The organism is Legionella sp. 16cNR16C (assembly GCF_021297775.1).
Lineage (GTDB): Bacteria > Pseudomonadota > Gammaproteobacteria > Legionellales > Legionellaceae > Legionella_C > Legionella_C quinlivanii_A.
In genome coordinates, this window is record NZ_JAJTMX010000002.1 from 1,003,483 (window position 1) to 1,022,042 (window position 18,560).

An 18,560-nucleotide genomic window follows, 5' to 3' on the forward strand; every position below is an offset into this window, starting at 1 on the left:
GTTAATCAATTTGTTGCGCTTCAAAGTTTTATGATAGTCAGAGATAGAGCTTATTCTGAGTAATAAACTCAAGCACTGATTCAGGCATATTTTCAGAGTTCAATAAAGAGTTTCTCCGAATTTCGGTAGAGGAAATGGGATAGGCGCCGGCATCAAAAAAATAAATAAGCCCTTGTGCGGTATTTTTCAGATCAATCTCTCTTTTAGTTAGGTGTCTGGAAAGCGATTCCATCAGATTGCTACTCTCGCTCGGGCTAATATCAGGCCGTTTTATCACCAGGATATTTGCTAAATCCAAAATCCGGGTCCATTGATGCCATTGCGGTAACTGAAGGAAACTGTCCATCCCCATCAGCAGGGTCAAAGCGACATTTTCGCCCAGTTCCTCGCGGTAACTCTCGAGTGTTGTAACCATATATGACGGCGAGGGGCGATTAATCTCACGCTCGTCAATTTCAAAATGGTAGGAAACCGGATAATCAGCCAGAGCGAGATCTAACATTTTTAGTCGTTGGGCAGGGGAAGCTGTCGCGTTCTGCTTTAACAATGGTAATTTACAGGGTAAAAAAATAAAGCGCTGAAAATGGAAGTGCTGCTGAACATTTTCTGCTATGCCCAAATGCCCCTTGTGTACAGGATCGAAGGTTCCCCCAAATATTAATACATTATTCAAGATAGCCTGCCTTTCTCCCTGTGCATAATGCCATTGCTATTATCTCAAGACTACGCCAGATTTGACCGGGCTGATTAGCGCTTTTGATTTTTTTGTCTAAAAGCTCGCATTGATTTAACAATTGAACCAGAAAAACAATTTCAAAACGCTTGATTGCTGTTTGATAGTTGCCTAGCTTTGTGGACCAAATCTTTAGCTGCGAAGCTGCATCGCGAAATGAGCAGTGTGCTGTTTTATGCTTCAACTGAATAAGTAATCGAATTTCCTGGCTTAATATCCATAAGATTAAGCTGGGTTCGGTCTTATTTTGGCTGGATTGCCTGAGAAGGAGGAGGGCCTTGGCCTGATTAGCTAATAGACAGGCGTCTGCCAGCTCAAAACTTAAAAACTCGCATTGATTGTGCAAGTGCTCCTCTACCTCCTTCAATGTCAATCGAGTATTGGCTTCTGCAATTAATTTGATTTTTTCTAATACCTGAGCGCAGGCTGGAAGATTATTTTCATTATATTGATAAATAAGCGCAGGAATTGCTTCATCAAAGTCAATTGAGTGTTGCTTAAGCTGCGAGGCTATCCATTCCTTACAGCTATTAGCACTCATTGGGCTTGCAGCAATAATCATAATAGCCGGATGACTACTGATAAATTGAAGGGCTTTTAGCGACATATCGGGTGCCCGAAGGACAAGCAAACATTGAGGGTTAGGAGAGGATAAATAGGTTTCAAGAAACTGTTTGCCAGCAGAATCCAGTGTTTTTTTATCATAGCGTACATCGAGAATCATCATACTGCTAAACAGTGAGAAATTGTTTGCCTCTTCCCGTAGCATAGTCCAGTCTGCTGTTGAATTAATTTGCAGAACTTTGGTATCGCAATCGTCTTTATGACGTGTTTGCCAGGCGGATATTAACACTCTCGCATAGTGGTTTACTTGAAATGGTTCCTGTCCCGTTATTAAATATACGGGAAGAAATTTGTCTGGCGCTGGTAAATTCAGGTGGTTTAGTTTATTTAACATGAAATTAGTTTAGCTTGCGATTAATTCGATTCATAATTTGCATGGCTGCATCACGGCGCATTTCACTGTAAATAAGCGTTTCCTCCGCATTAGACCCTAAAATTCTATTGTTATTTACTGTGAGTTGTCGGGTTACAGTAACCTGATTTGAAGAAAGCAAGGGTTCGCCATTTGTTTTGATCAGAGAATAGACTGCGGTATAAATGAGCTGATATTGACGGGGCGTTGTACTGGCTCCCACACTGGTGATTTGTTCCTGAATGGTATCTTTTTCGAGAATCAACATAAATGAAGACCCTTTGGCAGATGGAAGAACGCGTATGCCATAGGATTGGAGCTGATCCTTTAATTGCAAATGCAGGTCAGGTTGTGCACCCTGGTTTATTAATGCCACATTATTAAACCAGGACGGTATTTCATAAGTTCCGCGCAGCTTGAAACCACATCCTGCTAACAAGATGATGAATACTGCGAGGAAGTAGCGTTTAAACATTAACTAAACCACCAGATTGATCAGTTGACGGTGAGCAACAACTATCGCTTTTTTAATGCTTTTGCCCTCAACAAAGGCATGAGCCTCTCTGGTTGCCGTTTCAATCAATTCCTGTTCGGAGGCATCGCTCGGGGCGGTAAATTGCGCTCTTAATTTGCCATTCACCTGAACAATAAAATCAACCTGATCGGTTTTTAATGCACTTTTGTCGACTTTGGGCCAGGAAGCGTCAATAATTGCTTTTTCATAACCCAGTTGCTGCCATAAATGATGGCAGATGTGAGGCGTAATAGGCGCGAGTAAACGCAATAAAATACTCATGCTGGCATGAATGAAATATTTGTCATGCTCGGTTTCTATTGAATAATCAGAAATCTCATTAAACAATTTCATGCAACCAGAAACTACGGTATTAAATTGTTGTTTCTCATAGTCATTAGAAGCCTGAGCCAGGACTTGATTTACAGTCAGGCGTGATTTTTTTAATCTGTTATCGGCCTGCTGCCAATCGACATGCCCATTACCATTGCAAATCGCGTTATTAACTTCAGTAAACAGTTGCTGATTTTTGTGAGCGAAAGCCCAGACCCGCTTCAAAAAGCGATGAGCTCCTTCCACTGCGGTATCAGACCATTCTAATGATTGCTCGGGAGGCGCTGCGAACATGACAAAAAGACGTGCGGTATCCGCGCCATAAGTATTAATCAAGTGATTGGGGTCGACCACGTTACCCAATGACTTTGACATTTTATGGCCATCTTTTAATACCATTCCCTGAGTCAGCAGCGCTTTAAAAGGCTCATCAGAATTAACCAGGCCTTCATCGCGCATCAGTTTATGGAAAAATCGGGCATATAAAAGATGCATAACGGCGTGTTCAATGCCGCCAATGTACTGATCTACAGGAGTCCAGTATTTAGCGCGATCATCCAGCATGGCATTGTCCTGCCCTTTGCAGGCAAAGCGCGCGTAATACCATGAAGACTCGATAAAGGTATCGAAAGTATCGGTCTCTCGTGTTGCATCCTGACCGCATTTAGGGCAGCGTGTTTGTAAAAATTTTGCTGACTGCGCCAGAGGTGAGCCACTTCCTGTAAATTCAATATCATCCGGCAGTGTTACCGGGAGATCTTGCTCGGCAACGGGAACAATGCCGCATTCTTCACAGAAAATCATGGGAATAGGAGTTCCCCAATAACGCTGACGAGAAACGCCCCAATCGCGCAAACGGTAATTAACCGTAACTTTACCCAAATCTCTGCTTTCCAGGTAATTAGCAATAGTGCTTACAGCCTGGGAAGAAGTCAGACCAGTGAATTCGCCGGAATTAATTAATTCACCTTCTTCTGTAAAGGCTGATTTATCATAATTATGAGTTACCTCGCCAAGCGGCTTTATCACTTCCTTAATCGGCAAGTTATATTTATTAGCAAACTCCCAGTCACGCTGATCATGAGCAGGAACAGCCATGACGGCACCTGAGCCGTATTGCATCAATACAAAATTGGCAATCCAGACGGGAATACTTTCTCCAGTAACAGGATGAGCTGCTGAGAAGCGGGTTGCAATCCCTTTCTTCTCCATAGTTGCCAGATCAGCCTCCGCCATGCGGATCCCCTGACAGCTGTCGATAAACTCGCGAACTGCGGGATCCTGATTGGCTGCCTCTTTAGCCAGGGGATGATCAGGGGCTACGGCGAGATAAGTGACGCCCATCAGGGTGTCAGGCCGAGTAGTGTAAATTTTGAGTCGTTTGGGATACTCATTAACTTGAAAGCCAATCTCGCAGCCCTCGGAACGGCCAATCCAGTTACGCTGCATTTGCTTGACTTGTGCTGGCCATTCTTCAAGCGTATCCAAATCTTTAAGAAGTTCATCGGCATAGGCAGTGATTTTAATGAACCATTGAGAAATTTCACGCCGTTCGACAAGCGCTCCGGAACGCCAGCCGCGCCCATCGACTACTTGCTCATTAGCCAGAACAGTCTGATCAACAGGATCCCAGTTAACCACAGCATTCTTTTTGTAAACTAAACCTTTTTCGTAAAGCTTAATAAAAAACCATTGCTCCCAGCGATAGTAATCTGGATCACAGGTTGCTATTTCACGTTTCCAGTCATAGGCATTCCCCAGGCGCAGGAATTGCTCTTTCATAGCTGCAATATTTTTCTTAGTCCATTCAGCAGGGTGAATTCCGTGTTTTATTGCCGCGTTTTCTGCTGGAAGGCCAAAAGCATCCCAACCAATGGGCTGCAGAACATTCTTGCCTAAAGCACGCTGGTATCTTGCAATTACATCGCCAAGAGTGTAATTCCTCACATGGCCCATATGGAGCGTTCCGCTTGGATAAGGGAACATGGACAAGCAATAAAACTTTTCTTTGTTCAAGTCTTCAGTGACATTGAAGCATTGCTTCTTATGCCAGTATTGCTGGGCCTGTTCTTCTACTTCTTGTGGTTTATAACTAGTATCCATAGTCACTACATTAGATTACTTAAGCTGCCTAGGATAACCCCTCTTGTGCTTAGCAGCAATAGTTTACTGATGCTGTTTCTTAGGAAATCCAGATATCATGGCCCATAGAAAAATACCAAAAGAGAGGATTAGTATCGGCCAATCACCCAGGAGCACCCAGGGTGTGCTGCCAGTCGCCGGATAGATGGACGCGCGGAGCAGACCGGCATCAAAAGCAGGAAGTGAGGTCACAATATCTCCTCGCGTATTAATGACGGACGATAATCCATCATTGTTCGAGACAACCTGATATCTCCCGGTTTGCAGGGAACGTACCTGGGCAATCTGTTGTTGCTGATACATGGCGAGCGAGTGTCCAAACCAACCATCATCACTGATAGAAACAATCCACTCAGCATGGGGAAACTGCTTGCGAAGCAATTCTCCATAGGCCAGTTCATAGCAAATAAGCGTCGCGACAGGATGCTTATGAACTCTGATTAGCGATTGCGCGTTCTTCCCTGGCTTTAAATTGGCATCAGGGATCTGTAACCAATTCATCAATGGCTGAAAAATACCGGGTATATATTCGCCAAATGGAACTAAATGCTGCTTTAGATAAAACCCCTGAGCTTCCCCAAGACTGATTAATGCATTGAAATAGTCGTCAGCGTCGATTTTAGTGGGTTCTGGTATCCCCAAAAGAATCCCACTGCCTGCATTCTTTGCTTTTTCCCGTAAGTCCTCGAGAAAATCACTTATATAGGAAGAGGGCAGTGGGATAGCCGATTCCGGCATCACAATAAGCTGAGTACCAAGTAAACTGATAACGTCTTTCTGATAACGATCAAGAAGTTTCCAGAACAGCGTCTCATCCCACTTGTCGCGCATGGACAAATTGGCCTGAATGACGCCAATGGATACCGGCGTGCTCGATATATGGACCCACTCTATGGGTTTTAAGGCAAGCGGAGCGAGGATAGTTGAAACAAACAACACAAGATAAGTCAGTTGTTTTCTTCGCTCAACGCCGAATGCACAAACCAGCAGCGTGGCGGCAAACACAGTCAGAAAGCTCGCTCCATAAACCCCTAAAACAGGTAAAAGGTATTTAACCGGTGCATCAAATTGACCGAATCCAAGCAGAAGCCAGGGAAAGCCGCTTAAAATGGAAGCACGCAGCAATTCGCTGATGACCCAGAGTGCACTGAAAAATAATCCTGAAGTAATTGTTGGGCGTTTAGTTGAAAAAATATTAAAGACAAGGGCAAGCAACGCAGGAAAGAATGATAAATACAGGATGAAGAGCAGGGTGATTAATCCTGAGAGTACTGGATTTAAATGGCCATATTCGTAAATGCTGACATAAATCCATGACACCCCAAATCCAAAGAATCCCAGGCCAAAAAATAATCCACGCAGAAAATCAGAACCTTTAGAATACGCACCGAGCCCATAATAGAAAAGAGCCAGACCTAGAATCGCCATGCCGGGTATATGAAAGGGAGCAAATCCCAGCGGTAATAACAAGCCGTATATGAAAAATTTGAAGTAATGCATCCAGGTTAATTTTTTTGTGGTTTCAATCTGCAGTGGCTCAAAGGAGACGGCGCTGGTCATGACAGAGTTTCATTAAATGAAAGAACGATAGGATACTACAGCTCAAAGGTCAACTAAGATCACCAGAAAGAAGGTGATATATTTTTTGTAACTCCCCAGGTACGTCATCCTGAGCGTAGCGAAGGATCTCAAACTGCTTGGAATTGAGCCAGATTCAGGGGATCCTTCACTGCGTTCAGGATGACGTTGAAACGAAAATAGGAAAAGTGCAATATTTTGTAACTCCCCAGGTACGTCATCCTGAGCGTAGCGAAGGATCTCAAACTGCATGGAACTGAGCCAGATTCAGGAGATCCTTCACTGCGTTCAGGATGACGTTGAGACCATGAGAGTTATATTTAAATTTACGCATTGGCTGTCTATACTTGATTTGTTTTCGATCATTTTTTCCGAGTTGTAATCGCTACATAAAAATCGTTTTTTTTCAAGGTATGCAAACCGGTTTTATTTGTGTAGGATGACAACTGTTTTCTAACGGAAGGGAATAACTATGTATAATGTTATGATTACAGGTGCAGGTAAAATCGGAAGTCTTATCGCTTGTTTACTTGCAAGCAGCAAGGATTATCAGATTCACCTGGCAGATTTGGAATTTTCTGGTACCGATGTAACGCGCTTGCTGCAAACGATGCCGCAGGTCAAGACGGTGGCGTTGGACGTTACCGATGAAGAGTCAACCCAATCCTACATCGAAAAAAATAAAATCATTGCGGTCATTTCAAGCCTCCCTTATTTTCTCAATACCCATGTCGCCAGAGCGGCAAAACTGGCAAAAGCCCATTATTTTGATCTGACTGAAGATACCTCAGTTACCGATGCGGTCAAGCGCATTGCCGAGGGAGCAGAAACAGCGTTTGTGCCTCAGTGTGGATTGGCTCCTGGTTTTATCAGTATTGCTGCAAACAGCCTGATGCAGGAGTTCGATGAATGCTTTCATGCCAAGCTTCGAGTAGGTGCATTACCACAACGCGCTAACAATGCCTTTCATTATTCCTTAACCTGGTCTACTGATGGTGTAATCAATGAGTATGGAAATCCATGCTTTGGTATCGAAGCGGGTAAACCGGTTGTTGTGCAACCTTTGGAAGGACTTGAGTCAATACAAATCGATGGCTGTGAATACGAGGCTTTTAACACATCCGGAGGGCTGGGAAGTCTGGCTGATTTGTATAAAAATAAAATTCAGAGTTTGAATTACAAAACGATGCGGTATCCAGGACATTGTGAAAAAATGCGCCTGCTGATGAATGATCTGAAACTCAACGAAGACCGAGGCACATTAAAACGAATTCTCGAAAAAGCCATTCCCAAGACCTATCAGGACATTGTGATTGTATATGTAACTGTTGAAGGGATAAAGCATGGTGAGTTAACTGAAAAGAGCTATGTTAAAAAGGTATATCCGGAAACTATCTTAGATTTGGAATGGTCTGCTATTCAAGTCAGCACTGCCGCGGGAGTATGCGCCGTAGTTGACCTGGTTTTAGGACAGGCAAATGAATATCACGGACTGGTGCTCCAGGAAAAATTCCGCCTCGCGGATGTGCTGTCCAATCGTTTTGGTAAATATTACGCTTAGGAGTAAATAATCGATGGATTTTTTGAAGCATTTAGGTATTCAGGATACGAATGCCGGCGCTTATAGCGGCCAGGGTTGGCAGAGTGAATGCAGAGCAGATAAGCTGATTTCCTATTCTCCAGCCACTGGAGAAAAAATTGCAGAGGTTGCTACCTGTTCAAGTGATGACTATCAGAAGATTATGAGTCGAGCTGAGGCTGCTGCCCTGGCATGGCGTCAGTATCCTGCACCGAAGCGAGGAGAAATTATTCGTCAGATGGGGCAGGCTTTAAGAGAACATAAAGACTGGCTTGGAAGTCTCGTTTCTCTGGAGATGGGTAAATCCAAACAGGAAGGTGACGGTGAAGTTCAGGAAATGATTGATATCGCCGATTTCGCGGTCGGTCAATCCCGCATGCTCTATGGTAATACCATGCACTCAGAACGCCCCAATCATCGGATGTATGAGCAATGGCATCCTTACGGTATTATCGGTGTTATTTCAGCCTTCAATTTTCCTGTAGCGGTGTGGTCCTGGAATGCCTTTCTTGCAGCTATCTGCGGTAATGTGACTCTGTGGAAGCCTTCTGCAAAAACGCCTCTTTGCGCGATTGCGGTGCAGAATATTTGTAACAAGGTATTAAAGGAAAATAATTGCCCGGAAATTTTTTCGCTGATTATTCCGTCCAGTCATGATGTAGTGGACATGATGGTTGAGGATAAGCGAATCCCGCTGGTTTCATTTACTGGTTCTACCGCTGTAGGTAAAACAGTGGCTGCGAAAGTCGCTGCTCGCCTTGGGAAAACCATTCTTGAACTTGGCGGCAATAATGCAATTATTCTGGATGAGTCAGCGGATCTTAATCTTGCGATTCCCGGAATAGTATTTGGTGCTGTCGGAACGGCAGGCCAGCGATGTACAACAACCAGACGCTTATTTGTACATCAGTCTATGTACAAGGAAGTAGTTCGCAGATTGCAGCATGCGTATGAGCAAATAACAATTGGCGATCCACTTAATCCTGATAATCTGATGGGTCCTTTAATCGACGAGCAGGCGGTTTCTCAATTCAGCCAGGCCATTGCGCGTGTTAAAAAAGCCGGCGGGCAAATAGTCGCTGGTGGAGAAAGCCTGAATCGAAAAGGGTATTTTGTACAGCCTACACTGGTAACTGACGTGCAGAATAGTTGGGATGTGGTTCAGGAAGAAACCTTTGCGCCTATCTTATACGTCATGCCGTTTAACACCATAGAAGAAGCCATTGAACTGCAAAACAGTGTTCCTCAAGGACTTTCCTCGTCTATGTTTACACAAAATCTCAAGCATGCCGAGCGTTTCCTGAGTGCAATGGGAAGCGACTGCGGGATAGCCAATATCAATATTGGCACTTCAGGTGCTGAAATTGGCGGAGCTTTTGGCGGTGAAAAAGAAACAGGTGGCGGCAGAGAATCAGGTTCTGATTCCTGGAAAGCTTATATGCGTCGTCAGACCAATACGATTAACTGGGGAAATGAGTTACCGCTTGCCCAGGGGATAAAATTTAATTTATCCTGAAATTCTTCAATAGCCGTATCATGCTTCAGAGCCTGTCGATTTTCTCCCGACAGGCTCTGATATGGCTGGCAGTTTATAGCTTTCAATCGGCCGTTAGGTCATAACTAAACCCAGATAAAAGGATATAATTATGCAGGAACCATTTTATATAAAAAAAATTGCAGTTTTGGGTGCCGGGGTCATGGGGGCGCAAATTGCTGCTCATTGCGTTAATGCCGGCATATCCTGTCTATTATATGATTTGGCAGCTAAAGACACTAACAAGAACAGTATTGTCGATAAAGCGATTGCCAATCTGGTTAAGTTAAAACCTGCTCCATTGGGAACTGCCAAAACTGCCGTACTTTTACAGGCGAGAAATTATGATGAGCACCTTGAAGACCTCAAATCCTGCGATTTAATTATTGAAGCGATTGCTGAAAGAATGGATTGGAAAGAGTCGCTTTATCAAAAAATCGCCCCGTTTGTGGGTGACAAAACTATTTTGGTGAGTAATACCTCTGGTTTGAGCATTAATGCGTTGGCTGAGGTACTGCCCGCCTCATTACGAGAGCGTTTTTGCGGTGTTCATTTTTTTAACCCGCCGCGCTATATGCATCTCGCAGAACTAATTCCGGCAACTACTACTTCCAATACCTTATTAACCCATCTGGAAACCTGGTTAACCAGCTACCTGGGCAAAGGGGTTGTTCACGCGAAAGATACTCCCAATTTTATCGCAAACCGCATTGGAGTTTTCTCGTTATTGGCTACCCTGCACCATGCTGAAGCAATGCAGATTGGGTTAGACGAAGTAGATGCCATTACCGGCTCATTATTGGGCCGTCCCAAATCGGCGACATTTCGAACGATGGATGTGGTGGGTTTAGACACAATGAAACATGTGGTTCATACCATGTATGAGCAATTGAAAGATGATCCCTGGCATGACAGCTTTGTGTTGCCTGCCTGGTTAGAAAAAATGATCGAGCAAGGCCATCTGGGTCAGAAAAGCGGACAAGGTATTTATCGTAAACCCGGAAAAGTGATCGAAGTGTTTGACAGGCAAACAGAGGAATATCGTCCGGCCGGCGGCGAAATTAGCTCTGAATTAAAGTCAATTATGTCTGAACGCGATCCACAAAAACGAATGAGTGGCTTACTTTCTTCAAAAGACCGGCAGGCCCAGTTTTTGGCTGCCTGCTTTCTCGATTTATTCCATTATTGCGCCTATCATCTTGAATCGATTGCCAATAATGTACGCGATGTGGACCTTGCCATTCGCTGGGGATTTGGTTGGGCACAGGGGCCTTTTGAAACCTGGCAGCAGTCTGGCCTTGAATCTATGATTACAGCGATTAAGGATGCGATATCCAAAGGATCGTCAATGAGCAAGGCTGAATTGCCTGCATGGCTTTCCAGAGTCCATCAGTTTTATCATGAAGGGGGCGCCTTCTCACCTCAAAGCATGAGCTTTATCCCTCGCAGCTCGCTTTCTGTCTACCACAAGCAATATTTCCCGGAACTCGTATTAACTGAGCATCCCGCACAACTGGACAAATTATATGAAAATGAGGGCCTGACCTTATCCCGCTTCAAAAATGATATCGGTTTAATTTCCTTCAAAAGCAAGGCGAATACGATAGGCCAGGCAGTCCTGGATGGCATGACTGCTGCTATGGATATTGCTGAAAGGCATTGCAGAGGCGTTATCGTATACCAGCAGGATGCATCCAATTTTAGTTCAGGAGCCGACTTAAAAGGGGTTGGCGGATTGATTCAGAAAAATGATTTTGCTGCTTTGGAAACGATGCTTAAGCAATTTCAACAGACCGTGCTACGTTTAAAATACAGTCCAATTCCCGTGGTTGCCGCATTAAGAGGGCGTGCTTTGGGCGGTGGATGTGAATTGATTATGCATTGCGATGCAGTGGTCGCTGCATTTGAATCCTACCCTGGACTTGTTGAGGCAGGAGTTGGCTTGATTCCGGCAGGTGGTGGAACAAAGGAAATGGCAATGCGAGCTGCCGACAAAGCGCAGGATGCCGATCTGCTCCTTTTCCTTAGCCCTTATTTTCAGCAAATCGCAACAGCTACTGTTGGCGCAAGTGCCGCTGATGCTCAACAACTGGGCTATCTGAAAAATACGGATACCTGGGTTATGAATAGCCATGAAGTATTATATGCGGCATTGTCGCGCGTTGAATCAATATTAGCAGCCAACTATCAACCGCCTATTCGGGGTGTTGTCTTTAAAGTGGCTGGAAGAGAAGGTTATGCCCGATTACAAGCCGGATTGATTAACTGGCTGGAAGGCGGCTTTATTTCCAAATATGATTATTATCTCGCAAGTCAGCTCGCATCTGCTATCTGCGGTGGGGATGTGAATAATGGTACGATGGTTAATGAAGACTGGATGCTCAAGCTGGAGCGCGAAGCGTTCATGAATCTGGCCCGCAATCCGTTAACGCATGCGAGAATCAGTTCTTTGCTGGAAACAGGGAAGCCATTGCGCAATTAATAGGAGACTTGATAATGACTAATGTTTATGTTGTGGATGTATTGCGTACACCGGTTGGCAAGGCTCCTCGAGGCGTATTCAGGCATACTTTGCCTGACGATTTGCTGGCTCACACAATACGTTCTTTAAGGGAACGAAATAGTACCGTGGATTGGGAAGCGGTTTGTGATGTGGTCATTGGCTGCGCCATGCCTGAAGCCGAGCAGGGGATGAATGTGGCTCGTATTGCGTCTTTACTGGCTGGAATGCCTCAGTCTGTTCCGGCGATGACTATTAATCGATTCTGTTCCTCAGGTGTACAGAGCATTGCTACGGCGGCTGCTTCACTTATTCAGGGGAACCATTTGCTGGCTCTTGCTGGCGGTGTTGAAAGTATGTCAATGGTTCCTTTGGGAGGAAACAAATATACTGCAAATCCTGCCATTTTTGAAAATGAGCAGGTAGCTATTGCTTATGGAATGGGAATAACGGCGGAGAATGTTGCTAAACAGTGGAGTGTATCCAGAGAGGAACAGGATCAATTTGCTGCTCAAAGCCACGCCAAAGCAACTGCTGCTCAACAAAAAGGCTATTTCAATGCCGAGATTGTGCCTGTGGAGATTATCGATCGCAAAGCAGATCTTAATCACCTGGAAGTCAATTCACAAAAGAAATTGATTAGTAAGGATGAAGGCCCACGAGCGGATACTTCTTATGAAATGATCTCTCGGCTGAAACCTGTATTTGCTGCCAGAGGTTCGGTGACAGCAGGTAACAGTTCTCAAACCAGTGATGGGGCTGGAATTGCCTTGCTGGCCAGCGAGCAGGCCCTGAAGCAATTTGATTTGCAGCCTATGGGAAGATTACTTGGCTATGCTGTAGCAGGTGTTCCTCCTGAGGTGATGGGGATTGGGCCAATCAATGCAATCCCACTGGCATTAAAGCAGGCTGGTCTTTCTATTGATCAGTTGGACTGGATTGAGCTGAATGAAGCGTTTGCGGCGCAAGCTTTGGCTGTGATAAAAACCTTAGGCTTACCGCCGGAAAAAGTAAACCCGCTTGGGGGAGCTATTGCCTTAGGCCATCCTTTGGGGGCAACAGGAGCAATCAGAACGGCAACCCTGCTTCATGGGCTTCGCCGTATCAAAGGAAAATATGGCATGGTCACCATGTGTATAGGTACAGGAATGGGTGCCGCAGCAATATTTGAAGCAATGTAAACATTATCTTATTGTTCGCAAATTATATCCAAACGTTTCACCTGCGCCGTAAGATCCTGGATAGATACAATCAGGATCTGCGGCGAAATAAATACAGACGTAAATATTTGATAATTTTCCTTCATAAAGCCTTCTCTTGGTTGAATTATAAGCTGCATGGCCTACTCTTGTAATAAGAGGCTGTATTTTCCTGGAGTATCCATGCGTTCTTTAATTTTCGCAGCGTGCCTTGCAAGCAACCTGGCATTCGCTGATGAGATCATTGGTTTTTCAGCGTTTGAAAATGGTGATTACACTACCGCCTATCCCCATTTAGTGCAATCTGCGGAACAAGGAAATGATGATTCCATGTATTTGCTTGGCCGAATGTATCAATATGGTTATGGAGTAAACAAAGACGCTGTCAAAGCAGCCGATTGGTATCGTAAAGCCGCTGCTAAAAATAATTCACTGGCTCAATTAAGTCTTGGCTTTTTATATGATACGGGGCAGGGAATGAAACAGGATTATAAAGAAGCCTTTAACTGGTATATGAAATCTGCAGAACAAGGCAATGCGATCGCCCAGCGAAATGTAGCATTAATGTATGCCACCGGTGACGGAGTAAGGAATCCCGATGACAGCAAGGCATTTGAATGGTTTAAAAAATCTGCAGAACAAGGCTATGCTAAAGCTCAGGTCAATCTAGGCTATCAGTATATGATGGGAATGGGAACAGACAAAGATGTAGAGAAAGCCTTTTACTGGTATGATAAAGCCGCATCTCAAGGCGATGCCAAAGGAGAATACAGTATTGCCCTTTTATATACTGGTAAATATGGTATCACCGAAGATCAGACAGCCGCCACCTATTGGTTTTCAAAAGCTGCGGTTCAGGGGCATCGAAATGCTCAAGCCTATCTTGCTTACCAATATTTGAATGGTTTGGGAATCGAAGCTGATCCCAGAAAAGCCGCTTACTGGTATCAGCTTGCTGCTGAAAAAGGCCATTCTCAGGCGCAATCGGAATTAGGACAGCTGTTAATGAGTGGTACTGGTATCGATAAAGATTACCAGCAAGCTGCTTATTGGTTCACAAAGGCCGCTGCCCAGGGTAATGTCACTGCACAAGGTAAATTAGGTTATTTGTATCTGGCTGGTTTGGGTGTAGGTCAGGACAACACCAAAGCCTATGCCTGGTTGAAGCTGGCATCGCTAAATAATAACGAACAGGCTAAGAAAGAATTAGCTCGATTAGAGCCTCGTTTAACCTCAGAAGAAAAGCAATCTGGCGATCAGTTATATTATGTTCTGAAGAACACAAAGCCAGTTCCGGAAGGGCAAGAGGACGAGTAAATGGAGTGTTTCACAGACTATTAATGCTTTCGCTAATCAGGTTAATCGTCAATTTTCCATCTTTAGTTTTTTGCCGTTTGAAAATGGTATAACTGACCATATTCAAATCCTCACTGCTTACATTAGCAATGCTTAAGAAAAACTCGCTTTCAAGCGTGATTAGTTCAGCTCGGATATTAAATTTTCGTAATAGTTTGGTGATTTTTTTCAAATCGCTAAATCCTTTAGGACCACGCGCCTCAATAATCTGATCAACCTGGCTTGGGTCCAAGTCGTTTCCAAGAGCTGCAAGTACTGGACGCGAAGCGGTATTCAGATTGATTGTCGTGATTTCAGGCAAACTTATTGTATAAGGCTCCAGAGCCTGATAAGTGTTGGCATCAACACCTTTTATCAGACGCAGCTCAGTGACGCTGGTCATGAACTGCTGGCTTGGATAGTATGGCGGTTTTTGTTTTATATAATAGGATACAAACTGATCCTGACCATGCCCCGGCTGATAAGGGCTAATCCATTGAAAAATGGCATCGGCGATAGCCAGACGCTGCGGTCTCTTAAGCTTGGGTAAGACTTGTTTGAGAAGATGAAAAAAAAGCAGGTTGTAGCGCTTATCGGCCACATTATTCAGATTGAACCGACCTTGCAGATCATAAAGGCCGCCCTGAATACGGATGTTCGGATAGAGACCCTGCATTTTCGCCGGAAAATCCATTAATTTACCATTCGGATCAGAGGACAAAAACAAACGGGATTTATTACTTAGCTCTCCCATTGCCCAAAATGATACGGCCTGAGATGCTAAATAGAGATCATCACTTTGAATGGCGATGCGGGTATGGTAGATATCCAGTTGCAGCCGGCTGCTCATGGCGGTAGCGGCAATTGCCACCAGCGTCATAATAAACAAGGCCGAAATAAGTGCACTTCCCCGATTCAGGAGAGAGGACTTCTCATGCGTCACTTGCATTGAGGAATCAGACAATTTTTGCATAGAGTCCTTCCGGCAGAATAAATAAAAAGGTGGCAGTTCCCCAATCGCCAAGTTCAATTCTAAGTTGGACTGCTTTCGGTAAGGTCGGTGTATTTCCAGGGCTGGAGACACTGGACTCCCGCCACTCCGGTAAAACCTGCAGGTTTTGGTCGAGATAGGCAAATTTGCAGTTTTTCATATTTTCCAGCAGGGTTTTATCATGATAATTATTGCGATTGACAGCATCCAGAGCATCCCAGCTTCGTCTGATTAACTTATCCCCTTTACAAAGCCAGGCGATCCGTCTCAAACTGCTTTTCTTCTCAACACTGTAAGGATTGGTTAATCCTCCACGAGTAAACTCTAGATATAGCGGTTGGCCAGTAAACGCGGGGAACAAACGCATTTCATTTCCCCGGACAGGACGACTGGTTATTTGCTCAGTATCCCGTTCAATCATAATAATAGCCATTTGCAAATCAACCAAACGTTCAGCCTGTTCAGTGACGCGGCTTCGAGTATTAAATGCGTAATACATTGCGGAAGAGGTCAGGGTGGCCATGATGGCAAACACTGCTAAAGCAATCAAAATTTCAATCAGTGTGAATCCTTTATTAACTCGCATTACGGTACCTGAATGCGATTACCGGATCTGTAAACGGTCCCGCCTGATTTTTACTGGTAGTAATAATTAATTGCTGCAAGGATTTAATGGGCGTCTGGACCAGTTTTACACGCCAATACCAGCGCTGGCCAAACATCGTGGTAATCTGTGTAACTTCCTGGGTCGTTGTTACTGATAATAGCCCCAGCTGTACCATTGCTGCTCCCTGAGTACTAATCCATTGCGTAATCATTTTTTCCTTGAGGCGCTGAGTATGAGCAACATCCTGAGCGGTGGCTTTCACCAGTGCAGTTAGTGCTATGGCAATAACAGCAAGAGCAAGCAGAACTTCTATTAAGGTAAAAGCCTGGACTGTTTTTCTGACCTTTAATTTCATTTTCTTCCGGATTTAATGAAAATTTCCCCATCATGCTGGCCAATAACATTCAGTTGTTCAGGATTAGTTTCTGTGCCAAAACTGAGTGTGAAGGCAGACATATTCCCCGTGGGATTAATAATAATATCGGGGAGTTTAGTATTATTTTTAATAGTGGTTTTGAGTGTGACCAGAATATTCTTAGGGAAGGTTTGCCAATGAAAAAGGCCTTTACCCGGCATAGGCTCCCAGGTTTTTGCCTCAACAAAACGATAGGTGCCATAACCTTCCTTGTTAACATTAATTCCCAGGGTATTCATTTCCAGAATGGCACGCTGCTGAACGAGTTTAATATAGTTTACAAATTGCTCTGCACTGAGTTGAACTCGTCGACTGGCTCCGAAATCACCGAAAGCAAGAAGTGTAACACTGGCGGCGATTCCGACAATTAAAATGACCACCAGTATTTCAATTAATGTAAATCCTCTCTCATTTGGCATCCCAGTTTCCAATCTCGGCATTGATTCCTGTCCCGCCGGGCTGACCTTCAGCGCCCAGGGTAAAGACATCCACATCGCTGTGTTCGCCCGGATTCAGATAAAGATAGTCACGTCCCCAGGGATCTTTGGGCAGCGATTTGAGGTATTGCTTCCAGTCACGAGGTGTTGGACTGGTTGTTGGTTTTTCAACTAATGCTAAAAGTCCCTGATCCGTACTGGGATAAAACCCATTATCGAGCTTGTAGAGATCGAGCGCGTTTTGTATGGCCAGAACATCCTGTTTTGCTTTAACGACACGGGCTTCATCCGGTCTGCTGATGATTTTGGGAACCACAATAGAGGCGAGAATACCCAAAATGACCACTACAACCATAATTTCAATCAAAGAAAACCCTTTTTGAAATTTCATACCTGCTCCTGGTAATGTCTGAATTTGATTATAACGTAATGAAAACGGTTCTGGCTACAGCAAGACGTCTTAGCCTAACTCACTAGTTGCTCCATTGAAAATATAGGAAGTAAAGTGGCAAGAACGATGAATAAAACAACAGCTCCCATCATTAAAATCACCAGGGGTTCAAGCAAGGTGAGAGCTGTGTCAATGAGTCGGCGAACCTCGGCATCCATATGGGAGGCGGCGCGCTCCATCATGGTAGCAATCTGTCCACTTTTTTCACCACTCGCAATCAGATGAATCGCCATTGGATTTAAAAAGCCGGTTTCTTTCAAGGCATGGCTGATAGATGTTCCTTCACGTACGCGAGTAGCTGCCACATCAAAGGCCTGACGCATGACCAGATTGGTAATGAGGCTTGCTGAAACACGCATGGTTTCGAGTACGCTCACTCCTGCGGCGAAAAGGATTCCAAATGTGTGGATATAGCGTGCTACGTTGACCGAGCGGCTCAGATAGGATATGACTGGTAATCGTAGCAGCAGTTTGTGCCATCCGGTTTTAATTTTGATATTTCTCAGGCTGCGCCTGAATCCAACAATTAAAAGGACGATGGAGCCAACCACATAAAGACCATAATGCTTGATGAAATCACTTAAGATGATTAGAAGTTTCGTCATTTCGGGCAGCGTTTGGCCGCTGCTGGTGAATACTTCAATAATTTTGGGAACAACGAAAGCTAAAAGGAAGCTGATGATTGCGGTAGAAACGATAATCATAAGTGAAGGATAAATTAAAGCCTGTTGGATCTTTTGCCGGGTTTCCTGCTGGTTTTCAGTATAGTCTGCCAGTTTCTCAAGAACCATATCCAGGCGGCCGGTTTGTTCTCCAGCGCCTACGGTTGCTCTGTATAATTCAGGGAAGGCGTTAGGGAATTCGCCCAAAGCCTGCGCCAGAGAATAGCCTTCGAGGACTTTCGCCCGTACACCAATCACCAACTCTCTGGCCTTGTCCTTTTCGGTTTGCTCGCTGACTCCCTGCAAGGATTCTTCAACTGGTATTCCAGCGGCAAGCAGGGTGGCTAACTGTCGAGTTAACAAGGACAAATCCTGCGCTGAAAGTCGTCCCTTAACATGCGTTTGCTGTTTGTGTACCGCTTTGATTTGTGTGGGTATTAAACCTTTTTCGCGTAAAAGCTGTCGGGCTTGACGTTCAGAATCAGCCTCAATAACTCCTTTGGCGTTTGAGCCTGATTTATTTAATGCCAGATATTGATAGGCGGCCATAACTATTTTGCATTCAATTGCTTTT

The 18,560-nt window shown here is 44.5% G+C and carries 16 protein-coding genes; 5 read left to right on the top strand and 11 right to left on the bottom strand.

Translation table 11 applies throughout. From position 1 onward, the window contains the following. Positions 1-37: 37 nt before the first annotated feature. The 5 genes from nadD to lnt all read right to left on the bottom strand — a co-directional run bounded on the left by nadD (position 38) and on the right by lnt (position 6,258). Positions 38-673 (bottom strand): nicotinate-nucleotide adenylyltransferase, encoded by a 636-nt coding sequence (gene nadD, locus LXA66_RS08320; protein WP_233012756.1) that lies wholly within the window; start codon positions 671-673, stop codon positions 38-40. Continuing rightward, the gene (holA, locus tag LXA66_RS08325; RefSeq protein WP_233012757.1) at positions 666-1,691 is read right to left on the bottom strand and encodes a DNA polymerase III subunit delta; all 1,026 of its coding nucleotides are present in this window, start codon (positions 1,689-1,691) and stop codon (positions 666-668) included. The genes nadD and holA overlap by 8 nt, the downstream gene beginning before the upstream one ends. Positions 1,692-1,695: 4 nt before the next feature. Continuing rightward, positions 1,696-2,184: an LPS assembly lipoprotein LptE gene (gene lptE / locus LXA66_RS08330; RefSeq protein ID WP_233012758.1), complete on the bottom strand. Its 489-nt coding sequence runs from the start codon at positions 2,182-2,184 to the stop codon at positions 1,696-1,698. A 3-nt stretch (positions 2,185-2,187) separates the two neighbouring features. Then, the gene (gene leuS / locus LXA66_RS08335) at positions 2,188-4,659 is read right to left on the bottom strand and encodes a leucine--tRNA ligase (protein ID WP_233012759.1); all 2,472 of its coding nucleotides are present in this window, start codon (positions 4,657-4,659) and stop codon (positions 2,188-2,190) included. Positions 4,660-4,722: 63 nt separating this feature from the next. After that, a complete protein-coding gene (gene lnt / locus LXA66_RS08340; RefSeq protein WP_233012760.1) occupies positions 4,723-6,258 on the bottom strand; it encodes an apolipoprotein N-acyltransferase in 1,536 nt (511 codons plus the stop codon). A gap of 490 nt (positions 6,259-6,748) precedes the next feature. Here lnt and LXA66_RS08345 point away from each other — a divergent pair, with 490 nt between their 5' ends. The 5 genes from LXA66_RS08345 to LXA66_RS08365 all read left to right on the top strand — a co-directional run bounded on the left by LXA66_RS08345 (position 6,749) and on the right by LXA66_RS08365 (position 14,405). Then, entirely contained in the window at positions 6,749-7,837 is a 1,089-nt protein-coding gene (locus LXA66_RS08345) for a saccharopine dehydrogenase family protein (protein WP_233012761.1), read from the top strand. A 13-nt stretch (positions 7,838-7,850) separates the two neighbouring features. Continuing rightward, on the top strand, positions 7,851-9,371 hold the full coding sequence (locus LXA66_RS08350) for an aldehyde dehydrogenase family protein (protein ID WP_233012762.1): 1,521 nt from the start codon (positions 7,851-7,853) through the stop codon (positions 9,369-9,371). 130 nt (positions 9,372-9,501) lie between these two features. Then, positions 9,502-11,871, top strand: a complete 2,370-nt coding sequence (locus LXA66_RS08355; RefSeq protein ID WP_233012763.1) for a 3-hydroxyacyl-CoA dehydrogenase/enoyl-CoA hydratase family protein — start codon at positions 9,502-9,504, stop codon at positions 11,869-11,871. 14 nt (positions 11,872-11,885) lie between these two features. After that, positions 11,886-13,070, top strand: a complete 1,185-nt coding sequence (locus LXA66_RS08360) for an acetyl-CoA C-acyltransferase (RefSeq protein ID WP_112219644.1) — start codon at positions 11,886-11,888, stop codon at positions 13,068-13,070. Between the two features lie 201 nt (positions 13,071-13,271). Beyond that, a complete protein-coding gene (locus LXA66_RS08365) occupies positions 13,272-14,405 on the top strand; it encodes a tetratricopeptide repeat protein (RefSeq protein ID WP_112219643.1) in 1,134 nt (377 codons plus the stop codon). Positions 14,406-14,415: 10 nt separating this feature from the next. Here the strand turns inward: LXA66_RS08365 and gspK are convergent, their stop codons facing one another. The 6 genes from gspK to lspF all read right to left on the bottom strand — a co-directional run bounded on the left by gspK (position 14,416) and on the right by lspF (position 18,535). Continuing rightward, positions 14,416-15,396 (bottom strand): type II secretion system minor pseudopilin GspK, encoded by a 981-nt coding sequence (gspK, locus tag LXA66_RS08370; protein ID WP_233012764.1) that lies wholly within the window; start codon positions 15,394-15,396, stop codon positions 14,416-14,418. Beyond that, positions 15,380-16,000: a GspJ family T2SS minor pseudopilin variant LspJ gene (gene lspJ / locus LXA66_RS08375; RefSeq protein WP_233012765.1), complete on the bottom strand. Its 621-nt coding sequence runs from the start codon at positions 15,998-16,000 to the stop codon at positions 15,380-15,382. Before lspJ ends, gspK begins: the two co-directional genes overlap by 17 nt. Further along, positions 15,990-16,376, bottom strand: a complete 387-nt coding sequence (lspI, locus tag LXA66_RS08380) for a GspI family T2SS minor pseudopilin variant LspI (protein ID WP_233012766.1) — start codon at positions 16,374-16,376, stop codon at positions 15,990-15,992. Before lspI ends, lspJ begins: the two co-directional genes overlap by 11 nt. Next, positions 16,373-16,855, bottom strand: a complete 483-nt coding sequence (gspH, locus tag LXA66_RS08385; RefSeq protein ID WP_233012767.1) for a type II secretion system minor pseudopilin GspH — start codon at positions 16,853-16,855, stop codon at positions 16,373-16,375. Before gspH ends, lspI begins: the two co-directional genes overlap by 4 nt. Next, positions 16,845-17,264, bottom strand: a complete 420-nt coding sequence (gene lspG / locus LXA66_RS08390; protein WP_058506534.1) for a GspG family T2SS major pseudopilin variant LspG — start codon at positions 17,262-17,264, stop codon at positions 16,845-16,847. Before lspG ends, gspH begins: the two co-directional genes overlap by 11 nt. Before the next feature lie 74 nt (positions 17,265-17,338). Then, positions 17,339-18,535, bottom strand: a complete 1,197-nt coding sequence (gene lspF / locus LXA66_RS08395) for a GspF family T2SS innner membrane protein variant LspF (RefSeq protein WP_233012768.1) — start codon at positions 18,533-18,535, stop codon at positions 17,339-17,341. Positions 18,536-18,560: the final 25 nt, after the last annotated feature.

Coding starts and splice junctions, on each gene's coding strand:
- holA (WP_233012757.1), bottom strand. CDS start 1,691: ATGTTAAATAAACTAAACCACCTGAATTTACCAGCGCCAGACAAATTT.
- lptE (WP_233012758.1), bottom strand. CDS start 2,184: ATGTTTAAACGCTACTTCCTCGCAGTATTCATCATCTTGTTAGCAGGA.
- leuS (WP_233012759.1), bottom strand. CDS start 4,659: ATGGATACTAGTTATAAACCACAAGAAGTAGAAGAACAGGCCCAGCAA.
- lnt (WP_233012760.1), bottom strand. CDS start 6,258: ATGACCAGCGCCGTCTCCTTTGAGCCACTGCAGATTGAAACCACAAAA.
- LXA66_RS08345 (WP_233012761.1), top strand. CDS start 6,749: ATGTATAATGTTATGATTACAGGTGCAGGTAAAATCGGAAGTCTTATC.
- LXA66_RS08350 (WP_233012762.1), top strand. CDS start 7,851: ATGGATTTTTTGAAGCATTTAGGTATTCAGGATACGAATGCCGGCGCT.
- LXA66_RS08355 (WP_233012763.1), top strand. CDS start 9,502: ATGCAGGAACCATTTTATATAAAAAAAATTGCAGTTTTGGGTGCCGGG.
- LXA66_RS08360 (WP_112219644.1), top strand. CDS start 11,886: ATGACTAATGTTTATGTTGTGGATGTATTGCGTACACCGGTTGGCAAG.
- LXA66_RS08365 (WP_112219643.1), top strand. CDS start 13,272: ATGCGTTCTTTAATTTTCGCAGCGTGCCTTGCAAGCAACCTGGCATTC.
- gspK (WP_233012764.1), bottom strand. CDS start 15,396: ATGCAAAAATTGTCTGATTCCTCAATGCAAGTGACGCATGAGAAGTCC.
- lspJ (WP_233012765.1), bottom strand. CDS start 16,000: ATGCGAGTTAATAAAGGATTCACACTGATTGAAATTTTGATTGCTTTA.
- lspI (WP_233012766.1), bottom strand. CDS start 16,376: ATGAAATTAAAGGTCAGAAAAACAGTCCAGGCTTTTACCTTAATAGAA.
- gspH (WP_233012767.1), bottom strand. CDS start 16,855: ATGCCAAATGAGAGAGGATTTACATTAATTGAAATACTGGTGGTCATT.
- lspG (WP_058506534.1), bottom strand. CDS start 17,264: ATGAAATTTCAAAAAGGGTTTTCTTTGATTGAAATTATGGTTGTAGTG.
- lspF (WP_233012768.1), bottom strand. CDS start 18,535: ATGGCCGCCTATCAATATCTGGCATTAAATAAATCAGGCTCAAACGCC.